11 protein-coding genes and 1 pseudogene are annotated in these 13562 nt (G+C 38.1%); 3 read left to right on the forward strand and 9 right to left on the reverse strand.

Translation table 11 applies throughout. The annotated features are described in order from the left end of the window. Positions 1–37: 37 nt before the first annotated feature. From QSJ37_RS04375 to QSJ37_RS04390, 3 genes are all read right to left on the reverse strand, one after another. A complete protein-coding gene (locus QSJ37_RS04375; protein ID WP_285754029.1) occupies positions 38–823 on the reverse strand; it encodes an enoyl-CoA hydratase-related protein in 786 nt (261 codons plus the stop codon). A 652-nt stretch (positions 824–1475) separates the two neighbouring features. Then, positions 1476–1694 (reverse strand): hypothetical protein, encoded by a 219-nt coding sequence (locus tag QSJ37_RS04385; protein ID WP_285754031.1) that lies wholly within the window; start codon positions 1692–1694, stop codon positions 1476–1478. A 1069-nt stretch (positions 1695–2763) separates the two neighbouring features. After that, positions 2764–3738, reverse strand: coding sequence for a S8 family peptidase (locus QSJ37_RS04390; RefSeq protein WP_285754033.1), 975 nt, complete (start codon positions 3736–3738; stop codon positions 2764–2766). 519 nt (positions 3739–4257) lie between these two features. Here QSJ37_RS04390 and QSJ37_RS04395 point away from each other — a divergent pair. Continuing rightward, positions 4258–4722: a hypothetical protein gene (locus QSJ37_RS04395; RefSeq protein ID WP_285754035.1), complete on the forward strand. Its 465-nt coding sequence runs from the start codon at positions 4258–4260 to the stop codon at positions 4720–4722. 61 nt (positions 4723–4783) lie between these two features. Here the strand turns inward: QSJ37_RS04395 and QSJ37_RS04400 are convergent, their stop codons facing one another. From QSJ37_RS04400 to QSJ37_RS04410, 3 genes are all read right to left on the reverse strand, one after another. Then, positions 4784–5635, reverse strand: a complete 852-nt coding sequence (locus QSJ37_RS04400; protein ID WP_285754037.1) for a family 1 encapsulin nanocompartment shell protein — start codon at positions 5633–5635, stop codon at positions 4784–4786. Then, entirely contained in the window at positions 5620–6231 is a 612-nt protein-coding gene (locus QSJ37_RS04405; protein ID WP_285754039.1) for an IMEF encapsulin system ferritin-like cargo protein, read from the reverse strand. The genes QSJ37_RS04400 and QSJ37_RS04405 overlap by 16 nt, the downstream gene beginning before the upstream one ends. Before the next feature lie 251 nt (positions 6232–6482). After that, complete coding sequence (locus QSJ37_RS04410; RefSeq protein WP_285754041.1) at positions 6483–7838, reverse strand: arsenic transporter; 1356 nt, start codon at positions 7836–7838, stop codon at positions 6483–6485. 395 nt (positions 7839–8233) lie between these two features. Between QSJ37_RS04410 and QSJ37_RS04415 the strand changes: the two genes are divergently transcribed. Then, positions 8234–8749 (forward strand): GyrI-like domain-containing protein, encoded by a 516-nt coding sequence (locus QSJ37_RS04415; protein ID WP_285754043.1) that lies wholly within the window; start codon positions 8234–8236, stop codon positions 8747–8749. Between the two features lie 314 nt (positions 8750–9063). Next, positions 9064–9282, forward strand: a pseudogene (locus QSJ37_RS04425) (IS3 family transposase); the annotation flags it as partial. A gap of 461 nt (positions 9283–9743) precedes the next feature. Here QSJ37_RS04425 and QSJ37_RS04435 read toward each other — a convergent pair. The 3 genes from QSJ37_RS04435 to QSJ37_RS04445 form a co-directional block, all read right to left on the reverse strand. After that, positions 9744–11081 carry an MFS transporter gene (locus tag QSJ37_RS04435; protein WP_285754044.1) on the reverse strand — a complete coding sequence of 446 codons (1338 nt, stop codon included), beginning with the start codon at positions 11079–11081 and terminating at the stop codon, positions 9744–9746. Between the two features lie 99 nt (positions 11082–11180). Next, the gene (locus QSJ37_RS04440) at positions 11181–11972 is read right to left on the reverse strand and encodes an enoyl-CoA hydratase/isomerase family protein (RefSeq protein WP_285754046.1); all 792 of its coding nucleotides are present in this window, start codon (positions 11970–11972) and stop codon (positions 11181–11183) included. A gap of 29 nt (positions 11973–12001) precedes the next feature. Then, on the reverse strand, positions 12002–13558 hold the full coding sequence (locus QSJ37_RS04445) for a class I adenylate-forming enzyme family protein (RefSeq protein WP_285754048.1): 1557 nt from the start codon (positions 13556–13558) through the stop codon (positions 12002–12004). Positions 13559–13562 lie beyond the last annotated feature (4 nt).

Below are 13562 nucleotides of genomic sequence, written 5' to 3' on the forward strand. Positions count from 1 at the left end.
CTTTGTTTAGAGGAAGTGAGACTTCTCGGGAAAAATGTTAAATTTTTGTTTTTAATTTGTCATTCCAAACAGGAGTTCTTTTTTCAAAGAATGCTCGAATTCCTTCTACAGCATCAGGATGTTTGCTGTTCAAAGCAATGACTTCTGTTGCATAATTTAAGGCCTGGAAATCTTCCATATTAAGTTGTTGATAGAACATTCTTTTACCTAACTCGATAATATTCAAACTTTGTTTAGCAACATCTTTGGCCAACTTTTCTGTTTCCTCGTCTAACATGCTTGAAGGGACTACCTTATTTACCAAACCGTACTCCAAAGCTTCTCTAGCAGAAATTAAATTCCCTGTAAACAACAATTCGGCTGCTTTTTTTCTACCTATATTCCTGCTTAGAAATACTGCAGGTGTACTGCAAAATAAACCGCTGTTAATGCCAGGCGTGCCAAATCTAGCGTTTTCACTTGCGACAGCCATATCACTTATAGCCACCAATTGACATCCGGCTGCAACAGCTACCCCTTCAACCTTAGAAATAACAATTTGCGGTATTTCTCTAATTCTTCTCATTAGGAGCTGGCAAGTCTGGAAGAGTTTTAGTACTTCGTGTACATTCATATTTTCTATTTCACGCAAACTATGACCAGAACAAAATGCTTTTGTAGATCCTTCAATAACAACAACCTTTACTTCTCTTTTTTCAGCAACCTCTTGAAGAAAAGAATCCAATTCTTGGAGCAATTTTAATGATAAAGCGTTAAACTCTTTTGGATTTTGTAATGTTACATAGGCAATATCCTCGTTTTTTCGAACAGACAAAAATTCCATGTTTTCCCCTCCATTTACTTGTTGTTATGCTTATAAATAACATAATAATTTTTTATTTGTCAATAAATAGTTAGAATATAAATAATATTATTTATTTTACGTTAATTTTTCTGAAAAATACAGGTTTTTAACATTTAAAAAAATTGCTTAATCAAGCAAAACGGCAGGTTATTTCCTTTTTATATACAAAAACTAGATAATCATTCCCAGTTATTATTTATATTTTAGTTCCTTTCCTTTTATCCATTCTCGAAAAACATACAAGCTATTATAATGATAATCATTATCAAAGGAGTTTTTTGTGGTAATTAAATTCTTACGGAAAAATGTTTATGCTTCTTTCTTGGGTGGTCATGGCTACAAGCTGGCTGGGGAAAAATTGTTGGCGGCAATTTTGATGCTACTGGATTTCTAAAAGGAGTAATTTTATTTAATTTTTTATGCTTTTGCCCCTCATCATTCACTGAATCACATCATACATTAAAGATGTGTGGATAGTTGCTAAAAATTTTGTCCACAATGATGAATGTTTTATGAAAATGAGTAGCATAAAATAGTAGCTTATGTTAATATTCTTAAAAAGAATATAAATAAAAAAAAGCTACTCTGTTATCGAGTAGCTACAAACCGAATTTCACAGGTTTCAACAGTTTCAGAGAACAAATGCATTACAGTTGTACCAATGTGTACATCCAACAATCAGGCTAATAATAATACACCCTTTCAGCACTCTTGCTTGTGGCAGAGCAAGAGCATCATTAATGGGTGTACGGGGATGCTGGACCAAGTATTTAATCATCTCATACAAGGCATTTCCAGCTACCCCCATTATTAGCCCAAAAAGTAGTGTAACGAGTGTAGTATCACTCATAATTTTCCCCCCTTTTATTTATTATTATATGATTAATTTTTTGAAAAAAATAAAAAATTACCCAAAATGCTTCTTTGTTACTATGAATTCTGTCCTCTTTTTGACTATGAGAAGATTTTTTATCCATTAAGACGTTGCCATATCATCTATAAAAAACCATACGTAGTATAATTTTTGTAAATAAACATACAGATTTTATTCGTTTTTTTACCGCGATGTTGTGGCAAGATTGCTATGACCGGCAAACCTCTGTACTTTCGCAATGCCGTTGTTTGTGACTTTACACATCTACCTCATTTACTGAAACATATGTGGAGTTAATATTCGGCAGGCTGTCACTTCCGATCATTCGCCGAATGCTCTGCAAGCTGAATGCCTCGCAAAAAGTAAAAGATGGCAATGGCTTTGGGAACGTTTGTTATTTTTTTGATCATTTAATGAATAATTGCTAGAAAAGTAGCATAAAATAATAGTTTATGTTAATATGTATTTTGTATACACTAATATTGATCATGTATAATATATATGGAAAGCACATATAACATAAATAAGACCGAAGGTGCGGCAACACCCTCGGTCATGCAATAGACCGTTCCTCTCAAAGGGGATCGACAGTTGGAAAAAATAATCCACCCATTCGCCGTCAACCCAAGGGTGGATTATTTTTTTTGATTATATGACAGTATCGAAACGACCAGACTTGCGAAAGTTATCGCAAACATCAATGATTCGAATACTGTCATCGACATCCCCCCTTTCCGTAGGGGTAAAATGCCGAACACCCTTGAGTTTTCGGTGCTATTGCGCTCTTATTATATCACAATTTAGAAAATTTTTCGATGTGAAACGAACGTTTGTTTTTGTTTTGTTACATTGTTCATTTAAAAAATTGTTTAACAGCAAACCAAAAAAGATAATAAGTGTTTTTTATGGAAAGTCATCGAGAAACAGAAGATAATTCGGATCGTGATAAGATTTTTCTCAGTTACTGTCAAAGAGAAGGGAGCTTGTTGAAAAACATGTTGAAAGAAGCAGAACCAATGAAATACAAAGTTGTTGAAAGTCTGTTTTACATGCTTGAGACTTGCGGTTTTTTATAATGTCTGCTTAAAAGATTCGGTGCCGTTAAGTAAACGAGCCCGTTTCCTTCCAATGCTTTCGGAAAGCCCAGCGGCATTGTACGTTTAATTAATTGAGCATAGAGTTCAGGTTCTGTAAGTTTTCGTCCAAATTCTTTTTCAGATAATTGCTTGATTAAAGCCAAAGCCCCCGAAACATGAGGAGTTGCCATCGATGTACCACTAAAAACAGCGAATTTTCCGCCTGGAATGGTGGAAAGAATTTTTTCCCCTGGTGCAACAACATCAATTTCCTTATTGGAATTGGTAAATCGAGATATTTGGCCATCGAGGCTGACGGCTCCAACTGAAATAACTTCATTGTAGGCTGCCGGATAAGAAAGTTCTTCCGTTCTTTCGTTTCCATCTCCTTCATTTCCTGCTGCGCATACAACTAAAATATTGTTTTCAACAGCCCTTTTCACTGCTTGATGTAATTCCGGCACATCGGAAGGGCCACCTAATGACATGGAGATAATATCTACTTTTTGATCTACAGCGTAGTTAATCGCATTTACAATCCATTCATATTTACCAGTTGCTGACCCCGGATTGTTTGGATCATTTGCCAACACTTTTAAAATTAATAGTTTTGCTTCAGGTGCAACGCCGACTACACCTTGACCATTTTCTGTTGCTGCGATCGTTCCAGCCACATGTGTTCCGTGACCGTTATAATCTGAATAATTATCAACATCACCGTTATCATCTGTGGTAAAGTTTCTGCCTCCAATAATTCTATCTTTTAAATCAGGATGGTTTCTATCACATCCAGTATCAATAACAGCAATCACAATGTCTTTACCTTTTATACCTTCTTTCCAAACCTCAGGTGCTTGTACCATATTGACGCCTTCAGGGATTTCCTTTACATTCTCAAGCTTTTCTTCCATCTTAAACGGGATCAAACGAATAGTATTTTCCATACTAATCCCTCCTAAAAATTAAATGGCCAAAAACAGGTACAACTCCACCAACAATTGGAATAAAAATCTTAATTTTCTGTAAATTTTACCATAAACATGTCCCCCAAAACAGATTCTTTAGTTTGATTTTTTGATGATTCAATTTATAAGCCAAAGGTTGTATAAATTTACATATTTTACTAAAAATCTGCAATCTACAAAATGGAAATCCCCCCTGGATCCATCATTAACTAAATGCATCACCAATGCTTCAGTCTATCGGTTATCTATCATGTCCATTAGGCATTCTCTCAAGCATTTTAACTCTGTCATTTTCATTTTATTGCACAATCTAACAGTAATTCATTTAAAACGGGTGATACTTTTATATAATTTGTATAAATGTTTTGACTGTCTTTTTTTAGGCTCATCGGAATTCGTTTTAATATAAACACCCCCTATATTTTACAACAAATTCCTCTATATTTGATAACGAATTTCATTTACAATAAGATTGAGATTACAAAGGAGGGCTTCCTTATGGGTATTCAAATTAATGGTTTAAGAGATATAAATGCGATTTTAACTAATCAAAGAAAATTGGGTGGAACAATTGAAGCTTCCTTTCTTCGTCTCCGCTCAGGGGAAGAATATCCAAATGCCTGCATCGTTCATCTTGACCATTTAGGTTCAAACTATTATTCCATTGGCTTTGTAACGAATGAAGGTAAAAAAATGATCGTAAATGTAAATGAGGTGAGCGTCATCTCCTCCCCGGAACATAAAAAAATAGCAGAATTAAAGAATGAAGTCTATAAAGATTTCATGATTAAAGAAAAATTCAAATACTTAAAACGTCTTTTTGATATCCACCAAGACAGTTATACAATTCACTTTTTAAAAGAAGTAAAAATGATCATTGATGATATTGGCTTTGATATTGCGGACCAAGAGTTGTCCTCAAAGATTTCAAAAATAAAGGAACAATTCAAATCGATCGCTTAACGATCAATATAAACAGCAAGCGCTGTTTATATTGATCGCAAAATAAAACAATAACTGCTGTTTACTTACCTTCCGGGTCTTCCAAAGTACAGATGGCGCTTGGGCGTTTTATTCTTGGCACAACAGACTCATAAACACGAAAAAGATAGTTCATATTCTCCTCATCTAAAAATACGGTTTGGAAATCCACCGCAATGGTTAAGTCTATATTCTGCCTTCCTGCATCAATTACTGCCCCTCTTCTGCCTTTAATCATCGGTGTCTGATAAATGCCTGCAGACATTAACTCTCTAATATGTTCAACTTCCAGTACATGAGTACCCTCATGAACCCGATGGATAAGGGCATATAATTCCGGTGAAAGCACCAGAGCATATGGACCTGTATGTCCTAGTTGCAACAGTTTATTTCGGGCTTCCACCACATCAGCGAAAGCATTTCCTGATTTCATCCAATCACCGCGTATATGGGCAATCCTGCCTTTTACGTTCATAATTCCAGGAAGATTAAATTGAATAGAACCATTAAAAATCAAATCATCCTCTAGTAATGCACACTGTTGCGCAGCATTGGCAGCTGCTGAAAAATCAATGGGACTGCCAAGTTGTTTCGCTTGTTTAATATCACGCCAGTATAAAATAAAATCCTTATGTATAAGCGGAATGGTTAAATGCACTCGGCGTGTTGGCTCGGAAAGATTTAGTCCCGCCCCATGAAAGCTAATTCCTCCACTTTCAGGATTTTCATATATATCATTTGCAACAGACTGAACTCCTTCACCTAGTGGCCCATATATTTCAATAAACCTCCTGCCTACAAGCTGCCTCCGGGCATTTTCGATCACTGTTTGTTCTAATTCTCTCCATTCCTCGCCATTCAACGGAGAATCAGCATACATTAACGATTTATCCATGATCTTTCTCCACCTTCCATATTTTTCAAACTACCTACAGTTAAAGATAGTTTCTTTACCATAGCAGGTTGAATGGTGTTTTGTTGTATATACTCTTTTATTTTCAAATGTTCTAATTGGTTTTCTTTTTCATCCGTAGGTATGGATGATTCAAGGTGAATAGGAGCATCCAACTCCTTGTTCAATGCTTCAAATGTATACTTTATTTTTTGATAATCCTCCGCAGTCCTATTTCTTAACTGTTCAATAATCCCCTGATATTCTGTATCCTTGTAGTGGAAAAGGGATAAATCAAGATGCTCTAAAAAATTATGTAAACCAAACTTCTCCAAGCTAATGTCTTGTAATAAACGTAAAAAATCCCCATTCTCTTTCGAAAGAGAAGACTCGTTTTGCACTTGCGCTTGCAGTTTCGGCAATAGCGCCTTCAAACGGTCCAAACGATGCTCTTCCTCTTCGTAAATATGGTGCCAATAAAGACGTTCATGGGCATCTTTTGCTTGTTCAATAGTAGGTTCTAAAATGTTCTTAAACTTAATGAGCGCATCCTTTGATCGAAGTAAAATTTCTAGAATCTCCTTTAAATTTTCAATCAACAAAATCCCTCCGAGCTTTCGTATTTAAAGGTGATTATCTTCTTTAACATTTTTTACAGATTAATCTGAATGTAAACCTTATGATATTTCATTTTTACGGCAACAAATACTTCAACAATACAGTTTTTTCCTAATTAAAGGTGTTTTGCATTCACTAACACCCTGCAAAACGAGAAAAACCCCTTATATATCAAGGGGTTTTGTTGTGGTAAGTTTCTTTAAGTAAACGTGAATATGGTATTTAGTTTTCATTAGGCAAAAACCATTTGCACCCAATAGAATAGTAAAAACAATGTGACAACGGTTGTGAATGGTATGACAATCAACGAGACGCTTAAATAATCTTTCCATGTTACTTTTATCTTATTTTGTTTTAGGATGTGCATCCAAATGAGGGAGGCAAGCGTTCCAATCGGCAATAACAACGATCCCATGTCACTGCCAATAATGTTGGCGAGATAGATCGTCTTTAATGTAATAGGATCCAATCCCATTTCCGTCAAGGTGATGGTTCCGATCATTAAAGCGGGGTGATTATTAAAGAAGTTGGATAGAACGGACACTAATCCCCCCATGATAAAGCTCGCGTAGAACAATCCCTGGTTTACAATCGGTTCGCATATTTTCACCAGCATCGCTGTCAGCCCCGCGTTATGGAGCCCGTAAATAATGACATACATAGAGAAGGCAAAAATAAGAATGTGCCAAGGAGTCTTTTTCAAGATGTCAACGGGATTGGTGCGCAAATGATACCATCTCCACACCAGCAGGATGAATGATCCAAGCACCGCAACGATTTCAATGGGAATAGAGAAATAAGAAGCGACAAAGAGCAGGCAGCGAACCACAAAGACAAACAGCAAGACCTTCAACATAAATTGGGTGCGTTTGCGTTTCGTTTCCACGGAAATGGTGTTCTTCAATGGATGGAAATGTTTAGTAAAAAAGATTCCCTCTATATCATCGAAGAAATTTGGCAATGTTTTTGGCAATTTATTCTTTACCACTACGTACATCAGCCAGGACATAAACAACAGCCCTAACGTTGCCGGCACAAATATCATGGCCGTGTGCATATAAAGCGTCATATCCACAATATTCAATGCGATTAGATTGACGATATTGCTTACCCCAATCGGCGCGCTGGAAGCTGTTGCGATCAACGCTCCACTTAAGAGATACGGAATCTGCTCACGCGGTTTCAGCCGGAGGTTTTTTAGGAGTAAAATTAAAATCGGGGTCGTAATCAGGATGCTGCCATCGTTATTGAATAAAAGGGTCATCAAAAAACATAGAAGTTGAATGTACCAATATAGACGATAGCCCGAACCCTTGGCCAAACTGGCAAGCCGTGCGGCTGCCCAGTGGAAAAAACCGAAACTTTCCAAGATGACGGCCATGACAATCGTTGCGATAATGGTAATCGAGGCGCCGGCGATTTTATGGATAATATCCAAAATATCACTGCGGGATACAATGCCTGTTAGTAGAATAATCCCCGCGCCAATCGACGCCGGCCATGCTTCGTTTAAGCCTCTTGGCCTCCAAAAGATGACGAGCATCGTCATGATGAACACGAAAATTGTCGTTTTAATTTCAAAACTCATGATTCTTCCTCCCTGTTTTTTTAGGGTCTGAGCCATTTAACCCTATCAATCGGATTTACCACATTTATATTCATCCCTATCAGAAAGGGCTTGGATGATAGACCTAATTTCGCTAATATGTACTCTTGTCTCTCTAGTAAAAATGTACGGTAGAGATTAATGACTATAGATAAATGTATAGTAGAGACTAATGACTATAAATGATTTGTTATGTTTAGGAATTGGGATGGCAGAGGATCAGAAAACTTACTTGCTGGAGAATTGGCTAAACGTAGACGAATGCAACATAATAAGAATTATCTTTTGTTTTTTATGGAATTTCATAAAAAAAACAGAATATAATTCGGAGCGTGGTAAGATTTTTCTCACTTACTTTTAAAGGAAAAAAGAGCCTGATGAAAAAAAACATCCTTAAAGGAGCAGAACCAATGAAATACAAAGTTATTGAAAGAGATAGTTTTCAAGTAGTAGGAATCAAGCGAGAATTTTCATTAGTTAATGGGGAGAATCTTGTAGGTATTCCAAAACTGTGGGATGAAGTTAATGAGGATGGAACAGTCGATTTATTATTGAAGTTGAACAATGGTCAAATTAAAGGTGTGCTGGGGGTATGTGTCACTAATAGCGGTACACAGTCGAAGCAAGTAATGGATTATTGGGTAGCCACAGAATATGATGGTGACACCCCCGACGGATTATTGAAATTTGAAGTGCCCGCATCTAAATGGGTTGTATTTGAAGTTCATGGGCCAATGCCAGATGCTATGCAGAAGGCATGGAACCAAATTTTTTCAGAATGGCTTCTATCCAGTGGTTATGAGCATGCAGGCACACCAGCATTAGAAGTATATACAGACGAAAATCCCTTGAGCCCTGATTTTTATTCCGAAATCTGGATACCAGTAAAATAAACAGGAACATATGAAAAGTTGTTTAATAACAAATGCCCTTATATTTTTAAGGGTATTTGTTTGCCTAAAACTAAATAGGATGCCTACTAAACGTATTATGACAAAAAATCACGGTAATCACCTATTATATCCCCTTCCTTAATATTTTTTGGTATTATCTCCTAAAAGTAGACAGCGAAAAAAGACAAACTCCTAAGAGCTAAAACAGGAAGTCGTTTGTTTGAAATTGGAAGAGAGCTCGTCTTATTCGGCAGCTCCGTGAACATTTTGGAATCAAGAGCGATGCCCTGATTGCACAATGGGTCAAGGATTAAGGAAGCCATTCCCGAAGAAGAAATTGCCATGATCATGCATGTGTTGAGTGTTTCTTCTCCCATTCAAAAACAGAAAAGTTGTATTTAGTGTGTCTAAAAACGATCGAACAGTCTTATCAGGCGATTGAAGAGTATATTTATTTTTACAATCACAGTCGTTTCCAAGAAAAACTCAACGGCCTTTTCCCGGTTGAATATCGAGAAAAGGCCGCAGTTTAATATACTACCATCTTTCCATGCTGAAAAAGTTGATAAAATCAAAACGAATGCAAGTAAGCCTAACTATGCAGTCAAGCATTATACAGATAAAATACTTGAAGCAAGCGATTTACAATTTACTATTATTCGTCTAAGGAATTCATTTGAATGAAACTGGAACTAGAAACATTTCCGCTGCTAAAGATCTTACTAGAGAAGAAGGTGGATAACTGCCCCCAGCCTCTCGCATCGCCTGACATGCTGGTCCGCACTAGGCGGTTCGCCAAATTTCATTGCGATTGACAAAAAACGATTGGTTGCTATACAAATCTAATTTTGGTGCAAGTATTTGACAAAGGCAGTGTCGGAGCTTTTTGACCTTACAAAGTTCTGTGCCGCTACCTGAAAACGTTATCATTCTATTGCAAATTTGGAAAGGTAAATCTGTTGTCTAAACTTATTGGAGTAATTCATTTAACTGATTACTTAAAATTTCCTTTTGTTTCCGGAATGATGAAGCTTCCCAACAAATACAAGAGGAAGAGAGCAATCGAGAAATACGTCAAGGATAATGGAATATCCGAGGTTTGGTTGCTGGCCATTGTTACGAAAGTCGGCATCATTCCACCTACGGCAAAACCCATATTCCAGGACAGTCCGGTACCTGTCGAACGAATAGCCGTTGGGAAACGTTCATTCAAAAAGATCAGTACGGGAGCATATGATCCATTACCTAAAAACGCCAGTCCCATTGCATAGAGTGTAATCAGTGTCAGATCTTGAGCGGCTGCCAATTCTGTATACAAGTACGGGAGAACAATCAGATTCACGATACCTAGTAAAATGAACGTTTTCTTTCTACCAATAATGGTGCTCAAATGACCAAGAGCAACAGAAGCGATCATGGCAGAAATACTGCTTACCATAAGAATCATAGAGGATACCGTCTGCGGGATATTATTAATTACTTTTAAAAAGGTAGGCAAATACCCACAGGTTAGGTAATATGCTGATCCACCGCCGATCACAATCATTAAATTAATCAATAAAACCGATAAGTATTTAGTGAATACCATTTTCACCGGAGACTGCTGGTTTTCCGGTTTCGTTTCTTGCTCCTTCTTGTGCTGCATCCATAAAGGAGACTCTTCAAGCTTTTTGAATACGAACAGTCCGAGAACAGAGCTCAATATGCCGGTAAAGAACATAAAACGCCAGCCCCACTCGCTGAATTCCGGTCCGGAAAAAATGTTGGATAAGACGAAATATACAATAGAAGCCAGCAATGCACCAAGAGCAGCACCGCCCCCACCGACAAGACCGGACATCAAGCCGCGCCATTTCTCCGGTACGGATTCCGTACCAATCGTATGAGAGGAGGCGACGACTCCTCCGACAAATACACCTTGGATTAAACGAAGAACAATAAATATAATCGCAGCAGCAGCACCGATTTGAGCTACCGTTGGCAATGCTCCAAACAGTGCGGTAGAAATCCCTACACCCGACACGGCCACAACCATTGCCCGTTTCCTTCCGTTGCGATCGGCATAGGTACCAAAAAGCGCTGAGCCGAGCGGGCGCATAAACAGTGTAACGGCAAAGGAAGCATACACAGCAGCCAATGAGAGCGTGGGCTTATCTGTCGGGAAAAAAAGCTTCCCTAATTCAGGCGCAACATAGAGCAGAATAAAGAGATCATACAAATCCAATGACCATCCCAGCAGGGACGCCATAACGGCTATCATCATTTGCTTTCTACTAATCGATACTGTCAATGAAGCAGCTTGCTGAACAGTTGTCTCCGTATTTACACTCATACAGACCCACCTTTCTTGTATATAAAATTAACAATTTTCAGTAAATTTTAATTTCAACTTTAGGAAGCGGAATGATTTCCGCTCCCTGAAGTTTTTGGTTTATTTACCTTTAAAGTTCGGTTTTCTTTTTTCCACGAACGCCGCAACACCTTCTCTGAAATCCTCCGTTGTACGGAGCAAACCATATGCTTTTCCTTCAATTTCAAGACCTGCGCTGAGAGGTGTTTCATAGGCTGCATTCAGTACTTGTTTACATACTTTTAGCGCAAGTGGTGAAAATTTCATAAGTTCATCTGCAAGCGCATTGACTTCATTTTCAAGATCTGCTTTTGGAACCACTTTTGTGATAAGCCCCCATTGATATGCTTCATCAGCTGGTATTCTTCTTGCTCTCATAATCATGTCTTTCGCGCGGGTTAATCCAGCAATTTTTGCTACCCTCTGTGTTCCGCCACTTCCAGGAATCATACCAAGATTCATCTCTGGCAGCGCTAATAGTGTATCATCAGCAGCGATACGGAAATCACAAGCCATTGCAATTTCAAGACCAACTCCAAATGTATAACCTTGTAGTTGGGCAATAACCGGCTTTGGAGAACGCTCCGGCGCTGCAACATTTACAGCAAGATGTGAAAGTTCTTCCGGATGTACTTCCATAAATTCTGGAATATTTCCTCCTGCACTAAATGCCTGAGTGCCTTCTCCTTTAATGATGATGACACGAACATCGTCGTCTTTGTTTAACTCATCAAAAATTTGAGAAAATTGAGAGCGTGCAAGCATACTGATATAGTTCATTTTTTCTGGACGGTCGAAAACAATAGTAGCCGTCTTTTTCTCCGGATTTTTTTCCACGCGAATGTGATCGTATTGTTTTACTGCTTCCATCATAGTTTCCCCTTTCTGAAATTTAGTATTTTTTAATAAACTACTTTCTCATTTATATAAAGTTCAAATTCTCCATTTCTTATATTGCGACGGAGAATTTTCCCAACAGGGCTTTTTGGTATTTCTTTAATAAATACATATTTTCTCGGACGTTTAAAATTGGAAAGTGTTGTATTGTTCTTGCAATAATGGTCTAGTTCCTGGTATGTGAGAGATGGATCTTTTGGCACGACATAAGCGGCTACAATTTGCCCCCAGCGCTCATCTTCTTCACCGATGACCGCCACTTCATGTACTTTTGGATGCTTTGACAAAACATCTTCCACTTCAATAGGATGAATATTTTCTCCGCCGGAAATGATCATATCGTCTACTCGCCCAACAACATATAAATCTCCATCCTCATCTAACATGCCGAGGTCTCCTGTAAAATACCAGCCATCCCTAATCGCTTTTTTTGTAGCATCTGGTCTATTCCAATAACCTCTGAAGCTTTCAGGAGATTCAATATTGACAATGATTTCACCGATTTCCCCTTTTTCAACAATATCTTCTGGTGTTGAATTACCATTAGGGTCGGCTTTAACGATGCGGATATTTTGATGTAATCCCGGTTTGCCTGCACATCCTGGTTTTTCCGCAACATTAGGATTGATCGTAAACGTGTAAATTTCTGTGCTTCCATAATGGTTAACAAAAACTTCCGGCTTCAGCATCTTAACACACTTCTCCGCTAAGGCGGTTGTCATTGGCGCACCAGCATAGCCGATTTTCTTCAACTTGGACAAATCATAGTTATGAAATTCCTCATGATTTAAAATGTCATGGTATAATGTAGGCACTAAATAAAGCGATGTGATTCCTTCACGTTCCAATAATTCAAGCGCTTCTTTAGCATCGAAATCAGGTAAAATAACGTATTTACCGTTTAAAAACATGATGGATAAAAGGGAGCGCATTCCCATCGTATGATAGAGTGGCATCGTGCCCAACGTGCTTTCCCCATCTTGATATTGGTTTTGAATGATATGGGCAAGAGCTGCACTGTATTCGTTTTTATGGGTCCGCGGAACGCCCTTTGGCTTTCCTGTTGTGCCAGATGTATAAAGCATTATAGCCACATCATCGTCATTGATCACCGGTTTTTCAAAACTTTCAGGGCTTCTGTCGACGAGCTCATTATAATAAATGTCAGCCCCTTCCACTTCTCCAACACCAATCAGGATTGGTTTTTGCTGAAAATTCGCTTTCAAAACGGATTCTTGGCTAACACTTTCGTATACAACGGCAGTCGCCTCCGCATCATTTACACAGTACTCGACTTCTTTCACGGCCAGCCGGAAATTGATCGGCGTGTACACGGCTCCAATTTTTTGAAGCGCCCAGTAAATGACCGTATTTTCGAAACGGTTTTTCAACAGAATCATTACGCGATCATGTTGCTTAATGCCGATTCTTTGAAGCGATGCTGCTACTTTCGTTACTTCCTTATGAAACTGTCTATACGTATACCTTCTGTCGCCTTCTACAACAGCGACTCGGTTTGGAAAACGTTCGACAGCGAAATCAAACATCGTGACAAGATTCATTCCA

Origin of the sequence: Parageobacillus sp. G301 (assembly GCF_030268025.1) — a bacterium.
Classification (GTDB): Bacteria; Bacillota; Bacilli; order Bacillales; family Anoxybacillaceae; genus Parageobacillus_B; species Parageobacillus_B toebii.